The organism is Alkaliphilus metalliredigens QYMF, assembly GCF_000016985.1.
In the GTDB taxonomy this organism is placed as follows: Bacteria; Bacillota; Clostridia; order Peptostreptococcales; family Natronincolaceae; genus Alkaliphilus_A; species Alkaliphilus_A metalliredigens.
Window position 1 is genome coordinate 2,792,230 of record NC_009633.1, and the last position, 19,425, is coordinate 2,811,654.

Annotated in this window: 19 protein-coding genes; 1 reads left to right on the plus strand and 18 read right to left on the minus strand. The window is 37.1% G+C overall.

The genetic code is table 11. The features are described 5' to 3' along the window. Nucleotides 1–182: 182 nt before the first annotated feature. From AMET_RS13710 to dapF, 18 genes are all read right to left on the minus strand, one after another. Nucleotides 183–818, minus strand: a complete 636-nt coding sequence (locus AMET_RS13710) for a thiamine diphosphokinase (protein ID WP_012063897.1) — start codon at nucleotides 816–818, stop codon at nucleotides 183–185. Nucleotides 819–830: 12 nt separating this feature from the next. Next, nucleotides 831–1,493: a ribulose-phosphate 3-epimerase gene (gene rpe / locus AMET_RS13715; RefSeq protein ID WP_012063898.1), complete on the minus strand. Its 663-nt coding sequence runs from the start codon at nucleotides 1,491–1,493 to the stop codon at nucleotides 831–833. A 2-nt stretch (nucleotides 1,494–1,495) separates the two neighbouring features. Beyond that, entirely contained in the window at nucleotides 1,496–2,374 is an 879-nt protein-coding gene (gene rsgA, locus AMET_RS13720) for a ribosome small subunit-dependent GTPase A (RefSeq protein ID WP_012063899.1), read from the minus strand. An 11-nt stretch (nucleotides 2,375–2,385) separates the two neighbouring features. Next, complete coding sequence (gene pknB, locus AMET_RS13725) at nucleotides 2,386–4,332, minus strand: Stk1 family PASTA domain-containing Ser/Thr kinase (RefSeq protein WP_012063900.1); 1,947 nt, start codon at nucleotides 4,330–4,332, stop codon at nucleotides 2,386–2,388. A gap of 4 nt (nucleotides 4,333–4,336) precedes the next feature. After that, complete coding sequence (locus AMET_RS13730) at nucleotides 4,337–5,086, minus strand: Stp1/IreP family PP2C-type Ser/Thr phosphatase (RefSeq protein ID WP_012063901.1); 750 nt, start codon at nucleotides 5,084–5,086, stop codon at nucleotides 4,337–4,339. Between the two features lie 30 nt (nucleotides 5,087–5,116). Continuing rightward, on the minus strand, nucleotides 5,117–6,175 hold the full coding sequence (rlmN, locus tag AMET_RS13735) for a 23S rRNA (adenine(2503)-C(2))-methyltransferase RlmN (RefSeq protein WP_012063902.1): 1,059 nt from the start codon (nucleotides 6,173–6,175) through the stop codon (nucleotides 5,117–5,119). A 23-nt stretch (nucleotides 6,176–6,198) separates the two neighbouring features. Continuing rightward, nucleotides 6,199–7,533 carry a 16S rRNA (cytosine(967)-C(5))-methyltransferase RsmB gene (gene rsmB, locus AMET_RS13740; protein WP_012063903.1) on the minus strand — a complete coding sequence of 445 codons (1,335 nt, stop codon included), beginning with the start codon at nucleotides 7,531–7,533 and terminating at the stop codon, nucleotides 6,199–6,201. A 115-nt stretch (nucleotides 7,534–7,648) separates the two neighbouring features. Beyond that, a complete protein-coding gene (locus AMET_RS13745; protein ID WP_012063904.1) occupies nucleotides 7,649–8,344 on the minus strand; it encodes a zinc metallopeptidase in 696 nt (231 codons plus the stop codon). 4 nt (nucleotides 8,345–8,348) lie between these two features. Continuing rightward, nucleotides 8,349–9,122 carry a DUF116 domain-containing protein gene (locus tag AMET_RS13750; protein ID WP_012063905.1) on the minus strand — a complete coding sequence of 258 codons (774 nt, stop codon included), beginning with the start codon at nucleotides 9,120–9,122 and terminating at the stop codon, nucleotides 8,349–8,351. Beyond that, nucleotides 9,112–10,056, minus strand: a complete 945-nt coding sequence (gene fmt, locus AMET_RS13755) for a methionyl-tRNA formyltransferase (protein WP_012063906.1) — start codon at nucleotides 10,054–10,056, stop codon at nucleotides 9,112–9,114. Before fmt ends, AMET_RS13750 begins: the two co-directional genes overlap by 11 nt. 10 nt (nucleotides 10,057–10,066) lie before the next feature. Beyond that, on the minus strand, nucleotides 10,067–10,510 hold the full coding sequence (gene def, locus AMET_RS13760) for a peptide deformylase (protein WP_012063907.1): 444 nt from the start codon (nucleotides 10,508–10,510) through the stop codon (nucleotides 10,067–10,069). A 27-nt stretch (nucleotides 10,511–10,537) separates the two neighbouring features. Beyond that, nucleotides 10,538–13,027, minus strand: coding sequence for a primosomal protein N' (gene priA, locus AMET_RS13765; RefSeq protein WP_012063908.1), 2,490 nt, complete (start codon nucleotides 13,025–13,027; stop codon nucleotides 10,538–10,540). A gap of 157 nt (nucleotides 13,028–13,184) precedes the next feature. Next, a complete protein-coding gene (coaBC, locus tag AMET_RS13770; RefSeq protein WP_012063909.1) occupies nucleotides 13,185–14,381 on the minus strand; it encodes a bifunctional phosphopantothenoylcysteine decarboxylase/phosphopantothenate--cysteine ligase CoaBC in 1,197 nt (398 codons plus the stop codon). Nucleotides 14,382–14,393: 12 nt separating this feature from the next. After that, the gene (gene rpoZ / locus AMET_RS13775; protein WP_012063910.1) at nucleotides 14,394–14,600 is read right to left on the minus strand and encodes a DNA-directed RNA polymerase subunit omega; all 207 of its coding nucleotides are present in this window, start codon (nucleotides 14,598–14,600) and stop codon (nucleotides 14,394–14,396) included. A gap of 13 nt (nucleotides 14,601–14,613) precedes the next feature. Next, on the minus strand, nucleotides 14,614–15,216 hold the full coding sequence (gene gmk / locus AMET_RS13780) for a guanylate kinase (protein WP_012063911.1): 603 nt from the start codon (nucleotides 15,214–15,216) through the stop codon (nucleotides 14,614–14,616). Nucleotides 15,217–15,238: 22 nt separating this feature from the next. Then, nucleotides 15,239–15,523, minus strand: a complete 285-nt coding sequence (remA, locus tag AMET_RS13785; RefSeq protein WP_012063912.1) for an extracellular matrix/biofilm regulator RemA — start codon at nucleotides 15,521–15,523, stop codon at nucleotides 15,239–15,241. A 19-nt stretch (nucleotides 15,524–15,542) separates the two neighbouring features. Continuing rightward, nucleotides 15,543–16,433, minus strand: coding sequence for a YicC/YloC family endoribonuclease (locus AMET_RS13790; RefSeq protein WP_330368596.1), 891 nt, complete (start codon nucleotides 16,431–16,433; stop codon nucleotides 15,543–15,545). Nucleotides 16,434–16,441: 8 nt separating this feature from the next. Beyond that, nucleotides 16,442–17,293, minus strand: coding sequence for a diaminopimelate epimerase (dapF, locus tag AMET_RS13795; RefSeq protein ID WP_012063914.1), 852 nt, complete (start codon nucleotides 17,291–17,293; stop codon nucleotides 16,442–16,444). 339 nt (nucleotides 17,294–17,632) lie between these two features. Between dapF and AMET_RS13800 the strand changes: the two genes are divergently transcribed. Beyond that, nucleotides 17,633–19,411 (plus strand): Rqc2 family fibronectin-binding protein, encoded by a 1,779-nt coding sequence (locus AMET_RS13800; RefSeq protein WP_012063915.1) that lies wholly within the window; start codon nucleotides 17,633–17,635, stop codon nucleotides 19,409–19,411. The last annotated feature ends 14 nt before the right edge of the window (nucleotides 19,412–19,425 follow it).

Below are 19,425 nucleotides of genomic sequence, written 5' to 3' on the forward strand. Positions count from 1 at the left end.
ATTCACCACGACAAGTCGTGGGCGTAAATAAACAAAAAAATAATGAGAAATGTTCAAATTTAAACATTTACTCATCATTTGTTCTGAATTTATGTTCTGAAGTCAGGTATTACTATTCTATTCAAAAAAAAATTAAATGTCACTAAAAGATGTCAATCCCATCCTTTAGTAACATTTTATGATTATTCTTTAGATTTTATCACTAACAACAGGCCCTCCTTAATAGAGATGCCAGCACTTCCTTCTTTGAATTGATTACTGATCCCTAAGGAGCTTCCCATAGGAATATCCGTATCATTTAAAGGATAGGTCACGCCTGTTAACGTGACACCTCTAACCATCCCTCCAATAGGAATCACAGATATATTCTCCCCTGGATTTCCGTTTACCCTGATATTATCCTTAACAATTGTCACCTCATTATTCTCATCAAGAATTTTACCCAGAATTCTTTGCTCAATTACTTTAACCAGTAGGAACATATTGGCTAAACTATGATCCATCCTCGAACCCATTGCCCCTAAAATGGTAATTTCAGAAGGATTCTTATGAAAGGCAAATTCAACAGCTAATTCCGTATCCGTTTGATCTTTCTTTCTAGGGAACTGCTTGATTGCCACCTCATTCTTTTGAACCCAGTTCAGAACACCTTCTTCAATGGAATCCAAATCACCAACAAGTTGATCAGGAAGGATCTCTAAATCCATCAAATACTTTGCAGCTCCATCAGCACATATGATATAGTCTGCTTTGAGTAGTTCCGCCTTCACAAAATCTAAATCATTGATTTGTCCATTGGTTATGATTACAACCTTCATCGTCTCACCAGCCTATAGGTTACTTGAGGCATTTTCCTTTAACCTCTTCACGGTTTCAGGAATATCAGTGCTATTAAATATAGCAGATCCAGCTACAATAATATTGGCGCCTGCTTCTGCAATCTGTTTAATATTTTCAAGATTCACACCACCATCAACCTGAATGTCTATCTTTAATCCCCTTTCATCAATCATTCTTTTCAACCTAGCAATCTTTTCTAGCATGTTTGGAATCAGTTTTTGTCCTCCAAATCCTGGATTCACTGTCATCAGCAGTACCATATCTAGCTCTTCAAGTACATTCTCAATCATAACAAGGGGTGTAGATGGATTCAATGCGACAGCTGCCTTAATTCCACACCCTTTAATCAGTTGAATTGTACGATGTAAATGGATGCAGGTCTCACTGTGTACTGTAATAATATCTGCTCCAGCCTCAACAAACTGCGCGATGTATTGGTCTGGATTTTCAATCATTAAGTGTACATCGAATGGTAATTTCGTTTTGTTCTTCAAGCTTTTAATAATAGGAGGACCCAATGTAATGTTTGGCACAAAGTGACCATCCATCACATCGATATGTAACATATCGCAGCCGGCTTCTTCTACTTTTTTAATCTCTTGTTCTAGGTTTGCAAAATCTGCTGATAAAATAGATGGCGCTAATTGAATCATCACTAATACCTCCTGTTTTTTTTAATTTCTCCTATCATTTGCAAGTAGCTATTATAGCGACTCTGAACAAGCTGTCCTGCTTTCAATGCTGTTTTAACCCCACAGATGGGCTCATTCAAATGAACGCAGGATAGGAACCTACAGTCCTTTGCAAAGGGTTCAAAATCAATAAAATAGTCTGCTAGCTCTTCTTCTTTCAAAAAATCAATATTGAGTGAACTAAAGCCAGGGGTGTCGACTACCCACCCCTCTGTTTCTAAGGAAATTAGCTCTACATGCCGTGTGGTATGCTTTCCCCTGGCAATTTTACTACTTAGTTCTCCGGTTTGCAAAGTGACATGGGGGAGGATTCGATTGAGGAGTGTTGATTTCCCAACTCCCGATGGTCCGGCAAAGACCGTGGTTTTCCCCCTCAAGACTTTCTCAAGCTGTTCTAATCCAATAGAATCATTTTGACTGGTTAAAATCACTGGATATCCCACCTTTTCATAAATCCCGACTAACTCTGCTACATCTTCTCTTTGTACCAGATCAAGTTTGTTTAAGCATATGACCACATCAATATTCTGGGTCTCTGCCAAAATTAAGAAATGATCTAGTAGCGATAAATGTGGATCTGGTTGTGTAACTGAAAATACAACAATCACTTGATCTACATTAGCCACAGTGGGACGAATCAACTCTGTTTTTCGTGGGAAAATATCGTCTATCATACCTTTCTTATTATCCTCATCAGTCACTGTGATTTCTACATAATCACCAACCAGTGGTGTTAGCTTTTTCTTTCTTAAAATCCCTCGACCTTTACATTCATATACTTCTTTATTAACTTCCACATAGTAAAATCCAGCGATTCCTTTAATTAATTTCCCTTTACTCATTAGATTCCTCCCTAAAAGTCGATCTCAATGATAGCGCCCTGCTTTTCATCATCAATGTATACTTGGAATCGGTGTGTCCCAGACTCTCTTATGGGAACATACAGTTGACTTCCTTCTTCAGCGATATTATGTTCTTTGAAATAAATCGACTCTTCTCCTCCATTTATCAATTGTCTGATTTCGACTGTCACCATATTTGTGTAGTTTCTTAGATTGATTTCGATGGTCTTAGTTGATGCTGTCTCTTCCGGTTCCACATCTACCGGATCTTCCTCCTCAGGTTCAATGACTTCTGCCCCTTTACTGACAACTAGGTTAACGATTGTATTTTCTTCTACTTCTGTTTCTGCAGGTACACTTTGCCTGATAACGATTCCTTTTTCATACTGCTCACTAAAGTCCTCATCTTCTGTGCCTACCTGTAGCCCTGTTTGCCGAATGATTCCTTTTGCTACCTCCAAAGGCTCCCCTACTACCTTTGGCATAGTGTAAGTCATTTTCTCAGGTCCTTTACTGAGTGTATAATTCACAGCAGAGCCTTGTTTAACTCGAGCTCCTGGCAGTGGACTCTGGATCATAATCGTACCGATAGGAAGATCACTAAAATCATACAAAACATCTCCACTAACTAAGTTTTGCTCCTCCAAAATCAGAAGGGCATCAACAACGTCTTCATGAAATAGATCAGGAACTTCCACCTCTTCAGCCCCGGAGCTTACGGTTACTTTGACTGTATATCCTTTTCTAACCGTCATTCCTTTCGATGGATTTTGCTGAATCACATGGCCTACCGCAACTTCTGTACTTCTTCTCATATCCTCAGTTAATTCTAATCCTAGTTCTTTAACCTCATCTCTGACTAATCCAATTTCTTTACCTTCAAAATCCGGTACTTTCACGTCTTCATTTCTAAAAATATCCCCAGCATAAAATAAGCCTACAGTAACAACAATAGCCATAATAAATGCTGCCAGGACTGCTGCTGCCACAACCAACTTTTTAGGTCCCTTTGATTTTTTAACCCTACCACCAGTTTGATTTTTTATATTGTTCCTAGAGGATTCTTCTGTTTTAATCATAGGAATCACTTGAGTAGGACAATCTTGTTCCTCATCTTCATCACGGTAGATTATTGTTTCAGGATCTCTACTTAACTTATCTAGATCATTTATTAATAATTCTGCACTTCCATACCTTAATGATTGTTCCTTCTCAATAAGCTTAAGTATAATATTTTCTAATCCTTTGGGAATATCTGGATTAACAGTTGAAGGGGCAGCGGGTTTTTCTTGAATTTGTTTTAGTGCCACTGTAATTGGACTGTCTCCCTCAAAGGGAACAACACCAGTAATCATCTCATACATAACGATTCCTAATGCATAAAAATCTGATTTTTCATCAGTATATCCACCCCTTGCTTGTTCAGGTGAAAAGTAATGTACCGAACCGATGACACTTCCAGCATTAGTGATAGTAGATGTGGTAGCAGCTAATGCAATCCCAAAATCCGTTACTTTAGCACGGTTATCCTTTGTCATTAAGATGTTATGCGGTTTAATATCCCGATGAATAATATGATTTTGATGTGCGTGCTGCAATGCATTTGCAATTTGCTTAGTATAATTAATAATTTCTCTTAAATTCAAAATACCTTTTTCATTAATGAGTTGCTTTAAGGTCATTCCATCTACATATTCCATTACAATATAATAAATTTCATCTTCTTGTCCAACATCATATATATTTACAATATTAGGATGAGATAAACTTGCTGCTGCTTGCGACTCCTGTTTAAACTTTTCAATAAAATCCTTATCATTTGTAAATTCTGATCGTAGCACTTTGACGGCTACATGTCGGTTAAGCAATGTACATTTTGCCTTGTAAACCAAGGCCATTCCACCGCCTCCAACCTTTTCTATAATTTCATATCGATTTCCTAAGGTTTTACCAATCATTTTTTCACCTACCTTCTGCCTCTATCAAACTAATTTTTGCAAAAACAACAGTAATGTTATCATATCCACCACGTTTATTAGCTAATTTCACCAAAGTCTCACAACTTTCTTGTGGGTCCTGAGATCCTAGAATGACTTCTTCTATTTCGTGTAAATCTACAAAATTAGTTAATCCATCTGTGCATAGGATTAATCCCGAAGCACCGTTAAAATCCAATGAAAAAATGTCAACTTTCATATTTAAGTCAGTTCCTAATGCCCTTGTAATGACATTTTTTTGTGGGTGCCTCATGGCTTCACTTTCACTAATACTGCCATTTCTTACTAGCTCCGCTACCAAAGAGTGATCCTGTGTGATTTGTCGCACTCCGCCATTTTCAATTAGATACGCACGACTATCCCCAATATGTCCAACATACAATGTATTGCCAATAACCAATCCAAGTGTTACGGTTGTTCCCATCCCGTCACAACTAATGTCATCCACTGCTCGTTTCAGAATTTCCTGATTGGCTCTGTTAAAAGCCTCATAGAGTATACCTACAGTTGAAGCTTCTTCTGATTCATGGTCAATATATGTGGTCACATGTTCTTTAATTGTATTAATCGCAATTAAGCTAGCTACTTCACCCCCATTATGTCCCCCCATACCATCAGCAACCATATATAATTGAATATGATTATCATAGACACAGTAATTATCTTCATTCATATCTCTTACTTTACCAGGATCACTCATTGCCCCTACATTCATGATCATCCCTCCATTCCTCGTTATATTTCGCTAAACTTCACTAATTTCCTTTTTCTCCTGATCATCGACATATTTTCGCCTTAATTGTCCACAGGCTCCCTGTATATCCGTTCCCATTTCTCTTCTAATTGTGGCTTCGATACCATTACTTTTTAATATCTGCTGAAACTTTTTTACTTGACTATCTTTGGATTTCTGATAGGTTCTTTCCTCAATTGGGTTAATGGGTATTAAATTCACATGACATAAAAGCCCTTTTAAAAGCTTACTCAACTCATGTGCTTCCTTTTCACCATCATTAACATCCTCAATCAATGCATATTCAAATGTAATTCTTCGATTGTTGTTCTCTAAGTAATCATAGCAACTTTGAATTAATTGGTCAATTGTATATTTCTGAGCAATAGGCATTGTCTGTTTCCTTAATTGATCATTCGGAGCATGCAACGAGATCGCAAGGTTGATTGGAATTTGTAATGCCCCTAATTTTTTGATCTCAGGCACTAAACCACATGTTGATAAAGTAATATGGCGATTTCCTATATTTAATCCCTCAGGATCATTTACAATTTTTAAAAACCTAATGGTTTCATCATAGTTATGTAATGGCTCTCCGCTACCCATGAGTACAATATTGGAAATGCGCTCCCCCTGATCCTGTTGCATCAATAAGATTTGATCAATCATCTCACCTGCCCGCAAATTCCGAATTAATCCACCCGTGGTAGAGGCACAAAATTGACACCCCATGGCACAGCCTACTTGGGTAGAGATGCAGGCAGTAAATCCATGCTTGTATTTCATTAACACACCCTCAATGATATGACCATCATCCAAAAGAAATAGGTATTTAACTGTTCCATCGATTTTAGAGACAAACTTTTCTTCAATACGATTATGGGTAATTCTTGTTTCTTCAGATAATTGCTTGATCAACTTCTTTGAAAGATTAGTCATCTCTTCGTATTGTTTGATACCTTTATTCACCCATTGAAAAGCTTGTTTAGCTCTGAATTTTTTTTCTCCTATTTCTAAAAATAGGGATTCCATTTCTTCCATTGTTAAACTCAATAAATCTACCTTATCCAATGGACTTCCCTCCCTCTATTTTCCTACTTTTTTATCAGCTTTGCAATAAAAAATCCATCTGTGTGATGTACATGAGGATATAGCTGTACCATTTGCTCACTATGTTGGCCTGGCAGTAATGCCTTGTATTTTTCATTAATGTCTTCAAGCTCAAATTCATTGTTTTCCTTTAAAAATTGCTTGATTACATGATGGTTTTCCCGAGGATCAATTGTACATGTACTGTACACCAATGTCCCCCCAGGTTTAACGTATTCTGCCCCATGATTGAGTATCTCTATTTGTAATTGTTGTAATTCTTTGATGTCTTCTTGTTTCTTGCGATATTTTATCTCAGGTTTCCTTCTGATAATCCCTAGCCCAGAACAGGGTGCATCTATTAATACGCCATCAGCCCTTTGAAGCATGGTTGGGTCTAATTCCTTTGCATCAAAAACCTCAGTTTTAATGATTTTAACCCCAAGTCTTTTCACATTCTCTTTGATTAGCTTTAATTTGTGTTCATGAACATCCCTGGCTACCACTTCCCCCTGATTACCCATTAACTGAGCTAAGTGTGTTGCTTTGCCCCCTGGTGCACTACATACATCCATAATTAAAGCTCCAGGATGTGGATCCATGATTCTTGCCACTAGCATAGAACTAAAGTCCTGTATGTAAATCTGTCCCTTCAGATATAGGTCTAACTTTTCAATGGTATGGATTCCCTTTACCTTGAGGGCTTCTTCGATATAAGGGCTTTGTTCTACAGTAATTCCTTTTTCCCTCAAGGCTGTTATGCAGTCTTCTATGGAAATTTTCAATGTATTGACACGCACATATAAATCCGGTCTTTCATTATTAGCCTTTAACAGTGATTCTGTGAACTCATCATCAAATTGGGCCATAAATTGCTGAACTAACCATTTAGGATGGGAATATTTCACCGATAAATATTGTAAAAGGTCTCTGCTCTTATCGGGAAGACGTATAATCTCTTTTTTTCTTAATATATTTCTCAAAACCCCATTGATAAAAGCGGTTGTATGTTTGCAATATTTTTTTGATAAATCCACACTTTCATTTACCGCTGCAAAAACCGGTACCCGATCTAAAAAGAAAATTTGGTAAATGGCTAGCCGTAGTAAACTTAAAGTCCAGGGGTTCATCTTTATGGTTTTAGTTGTCGAAAATTGGTCAATCACATAGTCAATCCATATTAAATTCTCCACTACACCATAGACCAACTCAGTGACAAAGGCTTTATCCACTGGTGTGTGTGTCTCAGCCCTGAACTGTTGGTTTAATGCAATATTGGAATAGGCCTCTTGTTCTGTAATGGCATATAGTACCTTTAGGGCACTTTCTCTTGCTTTCAAAGTCATTCCTCCCAATTCTCTTTTTTCTTGAGTGTTTCCTTTTTATTAAAAGATTATTAGCATAAATCCCACTCAGATAAACCAAAATAAAAGGCGTAAATACGCCTTCTATCTTCTATCTTCTTCGATTTCTAATTAAAATCAGTCGAAGCATCTGGGCAATGGCACTGGCCATAGCCGCTACATAAGTAAGGGCTGCGGCACGAAGCACCTTTTGAACCCCTTTTCTTTCTTCATCAACAATAAACCCGTGAGCATCCAATAAAGTTAGTGCACGACTACTGGCATTAAACTCTACTGGCAATGTAACGACCTGAAACGCAACGGCTGCGCCAAACAACAATATTCCGATATCCATTAGCCCTGCCATACTAGGAATCAGCAATCCACCAATAATAAAAAACCAAGCGGCAGAAGATCCAAAACTAGCCACAGGGAAGATCACATTTCTTAAGGATAAAGGTACATATCCATTTGCATGCTGTATTGCATGACCTACTTCATGGGCTGCTACACTGACAGATGCAATAGAGTTACCTTGGTACACTTCTCCTGATAACCTTAATACACGTTTTCTTGGATCATAATGATCGGTTAAACTTCCTGGAGAAGTTTCAATAGGCACATCCTGCAGCCCATTCTTATCTAATATTGCTCTTGCCACCTGAACTCCTGTAAAACCTCTTCTTGCAGGCACTCTTAAATATTTTGCAAATGTTGATTTTACCTTTCCTTGGGCATACATGGTGAAGATAATTGCCGGTATTAAGACAATCATGGTGGGATCAAATAAACCATATGGATAAAACATCAAATCACTCCTTTATAAAATGTTGTATTGCTTTTTCAACTTCCTTCAAATCCACTAAGGTGTTCACACAGGGACCTTCAGGTCTTTGGTTAATGACTGCAACCACAGGAATTTGTTTCACATCCATTAACCCACTGACCAAATCTCGCTCACAGGCGATGGCTATAATTGCTTTGGGCCTCATGTCACTAATTCTCTTGCGGGCTAAAGTCCCACCTGTCACAATGCTAAATTGCACACCGTATTTCTCCTTCAGTTCTAAAATCCCCTCTACATTACATTTCCCACAACGTTTGCAATTATTAATATCATTGGTAATTTTATGAGGACAAAAGGATTTTTGAATACAATGGGGCGTTAGAATTAATATCTCTTCTCCTCTTATTTTGTATTCCATGCTTAAAATCAATTTATTATTTAAATCTGTATAGACTCTTCTAACAGTGTCTTTATTGAATTTTAAGCACTTTCCGATATAAATCATAAAAGGATATAGAACACCCATAGCCAATTGTAAAAGCTTCCTTAAAAAAGATGGAATTTCCTTGTCCTGCCACAGCTGTACAACTGCAAAAATTGTTGTGATGAGTAACCCACTAATTAAAAGTAATGTGAGAATAGCAATCCCTAATACCATTTGATAGATAAACACCTGACTACCAGCTGGCAATAGCCAAATTCCTAAGATTGAAAGTATAATAAAAGACAACATAATTGATAAGATCAATAGAAACTTTTTATAGATACCATTTTTACTTATTGTCTTTTTAATTTCCATCTTCTTCTCCTAACAGGACACCCTTTTCAATTGTATTACCTGCTAGATATTCTCTCACGTCTAATGGCTTTTTACCACTAAACTGTATTCTTTCAATCACTAAGGTTCCCTGTCCTGTCTTGACAAATATACCGGATTTTTCTACCTTAAGAATTTCACCTGGTTTCCCAGAAACTTCAGATTCTTCAATTCGACTCTTCCATATTTTTACTCGGTTACCCAAATATGTGGTATAAGCCATAGGCCACGGAATCGTTCCTCGAATCAGATTTCTGATTGCTTCTGCTGATTGGTTCCAGTTGATTTGTCCTAAACCCTTATCCAGCATTGCAGCATAGCTAGACTCCAGATCATTTTGTTTTTCTCCTACTAGGGTTCCTCGCTGTACTTGGTTTAATGTTTTGATTAATGTATCGGCTCCCAATGCCATTAGACGATCACGGAGTTCACCTGCGGTTTCATCCGCTCCAATTAAAACCTCTTTTTTTAACAACATATCACCTGTATCTAATCCAACATCCATATACATTGTAGTCACACCAGTTTTCTTTTCCCCATCTATGATCGCTCGATGAATTGGCGCAGCACCTCGATACTTAGGCAGTAGTGAAGCATGTACATTAATACATCCATAGGTAGGAATCTCTAAAATTTCTTTAGATAAAATCTGTCCATAAGCCACAACAACGATCACATCCGGCTCCAGTGATTTTATTATTTCCACAACGGATGATTCTCTCAGCTTGATTGGTTGGTAAAGCATTAAACCATGGGCCAATGCCAGCTCTTTTACAGGTGTCGATTGCAGCTTTTTCCCTCTTCCCTTTGGTCGATCTGGCTGGGTGAAGACTGCTACAACATCATATTGGTTTCCAATTAATGAATGTAAGGGTGCTACAGCAAATTCAGGGGTACCCATATAAATAACTCTCATTGGTTCACCTCTATTCTTTTATTATCTTATCTGTGAATAATATTCCATTCAAATGATCAATTTCGTGACACAATGCCCTTGCTAGTAGTTCAGTTCCTTGAATTTCAACCATTTTACCCTGCCGATTGAGTCCTCTTACCTTGACTATTGCAGGTCTTTCTACTTCTCCTGAATGCCCTGGTAGACTTAGGCATCCTTCCACATCACATTGGCTCCCTGTTTCCTTTATTATTTCAGGGTTAATCAGTTCAATGACGCCCTCTCCCACATCAATCACAATCACTTGTTTTAGAATTCCCACCTGAGGTGCTGCTAAACCCACCCCATCTGCTTCGTACATGGTTTCTATCATATCATCTAATAATGTATGAATGCGACTATCTATCTTGTCAACAACCCTGGATTTTTTCCTCAATACCGGGTCATCATCTGTTCTAATCAATCTAATTGCCATAAACCTTCCTCCTTGTTATGTCTTTAATTAAAGCATTGAATACGGATTAATATCAATACTTGAATGGATCGTGTCAGGAATAAATCGTTGACGCTGATCAATTAAAAGATATTTTACCACTTTTTTTAATAATATAAAAGGAACTCCTTGATCCTTTAATATGACCTGATATCTATATTTTCGATTTATCTTACCGATCACAGAGGGGTTAGGTCCTAATATGACCTCATCTAAATCTATAAAACCCTTTTTATTTAAGATATATTTGATCCCATCTACAATTTTTTTCGTTACAGTAATTACTTGCATTTCACTGACCCCACTAAAATTAAGATTGATTAGCTTATTAAAAGGAGGATAACCAAAGGCCTTTCTAATCATCAATTCATCCTCATAGAATGTCCGATAGTCATGCTTAGAAGCGGCTAAAATACTATAGTGATCTGGATCATATGTTTGTAAAATAACAACTCCAGGATCTAATCCTCGCCCCGCTCTTCCAGCAACCTGGGTAATCAATTGAAATGTCTTTTCCGAGGCACGAAAATCCGGAAAATTTAACATCATATCCGCAGAGACAATCCCCACTAATGTGACATTTGGAAAGTCTAATCCCTTGGCAATCATTTGAGTTCCAATTAAAATATCAATTTCGCCCTTTTTAAATCGTTCTAATATTCTGCCATGGGAACCCTTCCGACTGGTTGTGTCCAAATCCATCCGCTCTACATTGGCCTTGGAAAATTGCTGTTGTACGATCTTCTCCATCTTCTGAGTTCCTGTTCCAAAATATTTAATATAGGAACTGCTACACTCCGGACAAATTCGTGGGGGTTCCAGAGATTCTCCACAGTAGTGACATTGTAAATTCCCACTAGCCATATGATAGGTCATTGAGATATCACAATGCTTACACTTAACAACATACCCACACTGTCGACAAGAAATAAAGGTTGAGTATCCTCTTCGGTTTAAAAATAATATCGTCTGTTTTCTCTTTTCTAAATTTTCCTCTATTGCTGTATGCAGCCTCTTACTTAGTATACTTTTATTACCTTCATCTAATTCCTCTCTCATATCAACAATTTCAACAGGCGGTAATTCACCTTGTGTGGCACGCTTGTTTAAAGTCATCAGCTTAATGGTTTCTTCATTTTCTGTTAAAGAATAATCTTCTACAGAGGGCGTAGCTGATCCTAAAATGACAATGGCATTTTCTATCACACCTCTTTGTTTAGCAACCTCCACTGCATGATATTTAGGATTTTGTTCAGACTTGTATGTATGCTCATGCTCCTCATCAATGATAATCAGGCCTAAATTCTGTAAAGGAGCAAAAATAGCTGATCTCGCTCCAATGACAGTATTTACTTCTCCACTTTGAATTCTTCTCCATTCATCAAATCGTTCTCCATCTGATAAATGACTATGAAGAACAGCAATGCCATCTCCAAATCTCCCTTTAAAACGTTCTATGGTTTGGGGTGTCAACACAATTTCAGGAACAAGGACAATACCTTGTTTGCCCATACGGTTAACTTCTTCGATTAATTGAAGATAGATCTCCGTTTTCCCACTACCTGTAATACCATGCAGTAAATAGTTCTGTCTCCGCTCCTGTTTTATTAATTGTGTAATTTCATCAATTACCCCTTTTTGCTCTTCATTAGGAAGAAATTTAGGGAAGGCAGCATAGTCCTGCTGGGCAAGGGGATCTCGTCTTACTTCTTTCTCATAAATAGAAGCCATACCCTTTTCAATAAGGGTGTTAATGGTTGCTCTACTGGCTTCCCCCGCAATCATTAAGTCTTTGATCCGCCATACTGGCTGTTCCTTAAGCAACAACAGTATCGTTTTTTGTTTTTTTGCATTCTTTAACCCTTCTAAGCATCGCTCTAACTCATGATGATCTATTTTTAACTCCATATAAGTTTCTGTTTTAATTTTTACTTTAGTTTTCATCTCATAGGTCAGATCCAACAAACCTTTTTCAGATAAATTATTAAGAATTTGACTCATATCCTTAAGCTCTAGGGCCTTATTTAGTTTGTCATAGGGTGTTTTACCTCCCATTGCTTCTAAAGCTTCTAAAACCTTCAATTGCTTTGTAGCCTGTGTACTTATTTCCTGGCGCCAATGGTCATTAATAAGCGTTACCATTTTCTCTTCCCGATGGATCATTCCCCTAGGAACAATACAATGAATTGCCTCAATATACTTACATAGATATTCTTGTTTTATCCATTGAATGAGTTTCATTTGCTCTTCTCTTAAAATCGGTTTTTGATCTATTAGTTCGATTACTTTCTTCAATCTTTGTTTGGCACCGGAATGTTCCATTATTTTTAAGACATAGGCTTCTAATTTTTTATTTCCATTTCCAAAAGGCACCAATACACGCATCCCTCTTTGAATTTTTCCCAGTAGATGGTCCGGGATTCCATAGTCAAATGCTTTATCGATATGATGATTTTTATGGTCTACAATGACCTGAGCTATTACTAACTTTGACTCCATCCCACCACCTCCTACCAACATTATATCAAATTTTGTTCTAAATAAAAATCAATATCAATCTAAAAATAATCAATTTTACGTTTTAATAAATTACGCAGGTCACAATTTTGCCCGTGAATAACGACAAAATAGAAAGGACATCATGCCCTTTCTATTTTTACAAATAAGTCTTTGCCTCATTTAAAATTTGATGAGCTATTTCCAGCTTGCTTGATTTTTCTATTTTGATGGTTTTACCGGACCGATTAATTAAATATACGATATTTGTGTCTCCACCGAATCCAGCACCATTCTCTGTCACATTATTGGCAACAATGAGATCTAAGTTTTTCTTTTCCAGTTTCCCCTTAGCATAGGATAACATGTTCATTGTCTCTGCAGCAAATCCAACTAAAACCTGTTGCTTTTTACGCTTCCCTAATTCCAATAAAATGTCTGGGTTTTTGACCATCTGAATCACTAGTTCATCATCGCTTTTTTTAATTTTTTGATCAGCCTTTAATGCAGGACGATAATCCCCCACTGCTGCAGCCTTGATTACCATATCTTGATTCTCGTATTGCCTGAGCACAGCTTCATACATTTCCAGAGCACTCTTTATTTGTATCACTTCTACATTTAAAGGTGGCTCAATATGAGTTGGTCCTGAAACCAATACGACTGTAGCGCCTCGTTTCTGTGCTGCTTCAGCAATGGAATACCCCATTTTTCCTGAAGAATGATTTGTGATGTAACGAATAGGGTCAATGGATTCACAAGTTGGTCCCGCTGTAACCAATACCCGTTTTCCCGCTAAATCTTGATCTTGGTTTTTCTTTTCAATATCTACTATATATTTAACAACCGCCTCGACATCAGCTAATTTCCCTGCCCCATGATCACCGCAAGCAAGTCGCCCTGATCCTGGAGGGATAAATTCATATCCTAACCCTTTTAATTTATTTATATTTTCCTGTAGGATTGGATTTTCGTACATTTTTGTATTCATTGCCGGAGCAAAAATCACCTTAGCTGTGGATGCCATAATTGTTGTAGAAAGCATATCGTCTGCAATCCCATTGGCTACTTTCCCTATGATATTTGCTGTGGCAGGGGCAATCAATAAAACATCGGCTTTCTGAGCTAAGGAAATATGTTCAATTTCCCAATAGCGTGGACTCTCAAACATTTCAGTGATAACAGGATTTTGACTTAAAGCTTGAAATGTATGGGGTTTAATAAATTCCATTGCTGCCACGGTCATAATAACATTGACATTGGCGTCGAGCTTTCTTAATTTACTCACAATATCACATGCCTTGTAGGCTGCGATTCCTCCAGATACACCTAATACAATATTTGTACCTTTTAACAAACGATCACCCTCTTATCTTTCGTCTTCATCAGTTTTTATATATGTTACTTTACCTTCATAAATTTCCTTTGCTGCAGTAGACACAGGCTTATTTGAATCAGAGTCCACCTTTATCTTGGCTCCATCTATGATTTGTCGCGCTCTTTTTGCGGTGGCAACAACAAGTGAATATCGACTATCTACAACGGTTAACAGTTCATTAATTGATGGTTTTAACATCTAATCACTCCTTCTAAAATCTACTTTTCAATTGTTCATATACACGATTAACTTGACATCTTTCAGCCCTTATAATAGCCTCAACATCTTCTATTGCACGCTCTATATTATCATTAATTACAGCATAATCATATTTAATGACTTGCTGAATTTCTGACAAAGCACATCCAAAGCGCTTTTCAATATCCTCTTTGCTTTCTGTTCCCCTTGAAATAATTCGACTTTTTAATTCCTCCAAGGAGGGAGGGAGTATAAATACAAAAACACCCTGAGAAAATTCTTCTTTGATTTGCAATGCCCCTGCGATATCGATCTCTAATAAGACATCATACCCTTTTTCAAGATTTTCAAAAACATATTCCTTAGGTGTACCGTAGTAGTTATCATATACTTGAGCGTATTCAAGAAATTCCTCTTTTTCAAGCATCTCCTGAAACTTCCTTTTGTCCAAGAATTGATAGTTCACCCCATCTGCTTCACCTTTTCTTGGAAGTCTTGTGGTTGCAGAAACGGAAATCTTAATCTCTGGATTTTTTTCTAGTAATCGCTTACAGATCGTTCCTTTACCAGCTCCTGATGGTCCTGAAACCACTATTAATAATCCTTGTTTTTGCATATTTCCTCCTCTTTTAGCCAATCTACTCTATTTCAGCTGACGCTTCCACTTCTTTATTGGCATCCTTTGAGTTTAAACGGTGTGCAACAGTCTCCGGCTGTACAGCAGACAAGATGATATGATCACTGTCAGTGACAATAACGGCTCGCGTTCTCCTACCATATGTTGCATCGATAAGCATTCCCCGTTCTCTAGCTTCTTGAATAATTCTCTTGATGGGCGCTGATTCTGGACTTACAATAGCCACAATGCGACTAGCTGAAACAATATTGCCAAATCCAATATTGATTAATTTGATATTCATCATATTTCCTCCCCAATTCACGCTACTCTATATTTTGTACTTGTTCTCTCATTTTTTCTAGTTCACTTTTTAAATTAACCACAATATTTGTGATGATCAAATCATTTGCCTTAGAGCCAATTGTATTGATTTCGCGATTCATCTCTTGTATAATAAAGTCCAGCTTTCTACCAATGGACTCTTCTTCTTCCAAAGCTTGTCGGAATTGGTGAATATGACTATTTAAACGAACAACTTCCTCAGTGATATTGCTTTTATCTGCAAACAACGCCACTTCCGTTGCAATTCGTTGATCATCTAGCGTAAATTCTTCTTCAAGCAATTCTTTGATTCTTTCCGTCAGTCTTTGCTTATATTCTTGAACTACCTGAGGACTGCGTTCTTCAACGGCTTGGTTGAAGGATTCCACTAGTTTTAATCTCTTCACAAGGTCTTCATTTAGCTTGCGGCCTTCTTCCACTCTCATGATCGTCAGTTGTTTCATGGCGAGAATTATGCTCTCCTTCAAACATTGCCAAATTTCCGCTTCATCCTCTTCCACTTTATCTAATGAAATTACATCAGAAAAGCTAGCTACATTCGATACGGTGATGTCATTTTCAATTCCCAACATTTTCTCTAGGCTTTGTAGGGCAGTGACATATTCATTGGCTAAATGCTGGTCAACGACAACCTTGACATCGCTCTCTCCGATATTTTCATAGCTAATGTAAGCATCAATTCTACCCCGCTTTACTTTTTCCTTAAGGAGTTGCCTTATTTTCTCTTCTAAATATGTAAACCTCTTTGGCATTTTAATACTAACATCTAAGTATCTATGGTTCACAGTCTTAATTTCAATATTAAAACATCTATGCTGTTTTTGTACTTCTCCTCTTCCAAAACCCGTCATGCTTTTCAGCATCTTATTCATCCTTCCATCTATTTGATTAATGAGTTTAGGTAAACCCCCTTACAAATATCCTTTGCTGGTCCCTCCATATAGATGTCACCCTCTGGAGCGATTTCTATATCAAGTTTCCCACCCTCTATCTCAACCACTACATTAGGACCTACCAGTGACAAGTGATTAGCAATGCCACAAACACTGCTAACACCTGTTCCACAAGCTAATGTATAACCTGCTCCTCTTTCCCAGGTTCTGACTCGAATTGTATTTTGATTTATAATTTGTGCAAAGTTTACATTTGTATTTTCAGGAAACAATTGATGGTTTTCAATGATTTTCCCTACCCTTTTCACTCGATCTAAATCCAAAGTTTCCATGAAAATAATCGTATGTGGTACTCCTAGTAGTACGGTTGATATGGTGTATTTCTCACCATCTATCATTAATTGTTCATTAATAAATTGAAGTCCTTCACTATTAACAGGAATTTGTTTGGGATCCAAAACCATCTTCCCCATGTTTACTCTGACTGAGCTTACCTTTTCTTCTACGGTTGCTACTTGTAATTCTTTTACCCCTGATAATGTTTCAACTGTAAAGATTTCTTTCTTCACTAAGCCTTCATCATAAACAAATTTTGCAAAACAACGAATCCCATTCCCACACATTCCAGCCTCTGAACCATCGCTGTTAAAGTACTTCATCTGGACGTCAGCAACACTGGACTCTTTAACAATCATCAACCCATCTGCGCCAATCCCAAAATGTCTATGACAAACTTCCTTTGCCAGTTGATTGAAATGTTGTTCAAAGGGATAATCCTCATAGTAAATCATAATAAAATCATTTCCAGTTCCATGCATTTTTTTAAATTTAATTTCCATTAATACACCTCCTCTTAATCCCCTTCTAATTCATATTTCCTTTAATTTTCAAAGGAAAGAGCAGTATAATTGCATTGTGCACTAATCCTTTATATATTATAACAAAACTTTCGCCAGAAAACTACTTGAAACGTCGATCTACACTTTCAAAGTAAACCTAATCCCATTATATCATGTATAGACTTTACCTACTTCACTCATTTCTTTTTTATTTTATCCTTTTTAATATTGCATTTTCGTAATCATTTACTATTTATCTGTTCACAGGTATTTGCTTTCATTTTACAGCAATCACCCTTTTATGCTATGATGATTACAATATGAACAGGAGGAATCAAGATGCCCTTAGATGGATTTTCAATCGCAGCATTAACCCAAGAATTCCAACAAATTTTACCCATAAATAAAATAGAGAAGGTATACCAGCCCGAAAAAGATGAAATCACCCTATTGATCAGAAGCCAGGGAACAAACTATAGGTTATTACTAACTGCAAGTAGCAATTTTCCAAGAGCTCAATTCACAAGTACCCCTAAAGAAAACCCTTCGGTGGCACCAAACTTTTGCATGCTACTACGAAAGCATATTCAAGGAGGTAGAATTGTACAAATAAAACAGCCTGACTTCGAAAGAGTCATTAGATTTACAATTGAGACCTACGATGAATTAAAAGTGGCATGTTCTAGAACCTTAATTATTGAAATGATGGGGCGTCATAGTAATATCATTTTAATCAATAATGAAAACAATAAAGTTATTGATAGTATCAAGCGTGTGTCCTTAGACATCAGCCGTTTTCGTCAGGTTTTGCCTGGTTTACCCTATCAATTGCCACCATCACAGGATAAGAAGAACCCCGTAACCATCAATACCTTTGAAGAGTTCAAGGAAGCTTTAGATTCACAACCTGAGCATTCAATACAGAAGTCTTTATTTATTAACTTTACAGGGATTTCTCCTGTCATTGCTAGGGAAATTTGTTATGTATCCCATGTAGAAGAAGGCACACCTTATATTACTTTGAAAACAGAGATTCTTAGACGCATTTATGTGTCCTTTGATACATTAGTAAATCAAGTTAACATGAAAAACTTTTCACCACAGCTCTATTGGAATCAAGAAACGGAAGAATACATCGATTTTACAGCTCTGCCCTTTTCACACTTAAACCATTATGCCTCTAAACCCTTTGAATCAATCAGTCACCTTTTAGAAGGATATTATGCAAACCGAGATCAACGGGAACGCATGAAACAGCGTTCTCAAGGATTACGAAAAAGTGTGAGTATCAAACTCGATAGATTATATAATAAAATCCAAAATTTGAAAAAGGACTATAACAAAGCCCAAAAATCACAAAATGATAAAATAATAGGAGATCTCATCACAGCAAACTTACATCAGTTGAAGAAGGGTCAAAAATCTGTTGAAGTGGTTAACTTCTATGATGAAAATCAAGCTATGATTACAATCCCCTTAGATCTTAGGCTTTCCCCCGCTCAAAATGCCCAAAGACACTATAAAAAATATAATAAGGGCAAAACTGCATTATTAGAGGTAGCCCTCCAACTGGAGAAAACCCACGGAGAGATTAATTATTTAGAACAAATCATGGTCTCCATTGATCAATCAATGAGTTTATCAGATGTGGAAGAAATTCGACAAGAATTAATTCAAACAGGCTATATTAAACCCAAAGCCAAGGTCAAGGTTAAGGTTAATAAACAACAAAAAGTTTCCGGTTATCTACGTTATCAATCTTCTGAAGGAGTTGAAATTCTAGTGGGTAAGAACAATACACAAAATGATGAGATTACTTTTAAACTCTCTTCAAAGGAAGATTTGTGGTTCCATGTAAAGGATCTAGCAGGTTCTCATGTAATTTTAAAGACCGCTGGGATTTCCTATTCCGACCAATCAATTCTAGAAGCTGCTCAATTAGCGGCCTATTATAGTAAAGGAAGAAATGCCACCAAGGTCACGGTCTCTTACCTTCCTCGTAAGCACGTTAAAAAACCCAATGGGGCTAAACCTGGTATGGTCACCTTTGATCGTTATTCAACTATGCTGGTTGATGCCACAGAAAAAGTAATCAATCAGATTCAACAGCTCAAATAGCTAAATCAATCAAA

Bases quoted from the DNA above. Each gene is read 5' to 3' on its own strand.
- AMET_RS13710 (WP_012063897.1), bottom strand. From the start codon at position 818: ATGAAGGTTGTAATCATAACCAATGGACAAATCAATGATTTAGATTTT.
- rpe (WP_012063898.1), bottom strand. From the start codon at position 1,493: ATGATTCAATTAGCGCCATCTATTTTATCAGCAGATTTTGCAAACCTA.
- rsgA (WP_012063899.1), bottom strand. From the start codon at position 2,374: ATGAGTAAAGGGAAATTAATTAAAGGAATCGCTGGATTTTACTATGTG.
- pknB (WP_012063900.1), bottom strand. From the start codon at position 4,332: ATGATTGGTAAAACCTTAGGAAATCGATATGAAATTATAGAAAAGGTT.
- AMET_RS13730 (WP_012063901.1), bottom strand. From the start codon at position 5,086: ATGAATGTAGGGGCAATGAGTGATCCTGGTAAAGTAAGAGATATGAAT.
- AMET_RS13745 (WP_012063904.1), bottom strand. From the start codon at position 8,344: ATGTTTTATCCATATGGTTTATTTGATCCCACCATGATTGTCTTAATA.
- AMET_RS13750 (WP_012063905.1), bottom strand. From the start codon at position 9,122: ATGGAAATTAAAAAGACAATAAGTAAAAATGGTATCTATAAAAAGTTT.
- fmt (WP_012063906.1), bottom strand. From the start codon at position 10,056: ATGAGAGTTATTTATATGGGTACCCCTGAATTTGCTGTAGCACCCTTA.
- def (WP_012063907.1), bottom strand. From the start codon at position 10,510: ATGGCAATTAGATTGATTAGAACAGATGATGACCCGGTATTGAGGAAA.
- priA (WP_012063908.1), bottom strand. From the start codon at position 13,027: ATGGAGTCAAAGTTAGTAATAGCTCAGGTCATTGTAGACCATAAAAAT.
- rpoZ (WP_012063910.1), bottom strand. From the start codon at position 14,600: ATGTTAAAACCATCAATTAATGAACTGTTAACCGTTGTAGATAGTCGA.
- gmk (WP_012063911.1), bottom strand. From the start codon at position 15,216: ATGCAAAAACAAGGATTATTAATAGTGGTTTCAGGACCATCAGGAGCT.
- remA (WP_012063912.1), bottom strand. From the start codon at position 15,523: ATGATGAATATCAAATTAATCAATATTGGATTTGGCAATATTGTTTCA.
- AMET_RS13790 (WP_330368596.1), bottom strand. From the start codon at position 16,433: ATGAATAAGATGCTGAAAAGCATGACGGGTTTTGGAAGAGGAGAAGTA.
- dapF (WP_012063914.1), bottom strand. From the start codon at position 17,293: ATGGAAATTAAATTTAAAAAAATGCATGGAACTGGAAATGATTTTATT.
- AMET_RS13800 (WP_012063915.1), top strand. From the start codon at position 17,633: ATGCCCTTAGATGGATTTTCAATCGCAGCATTAACCCAAGAATTCCAA.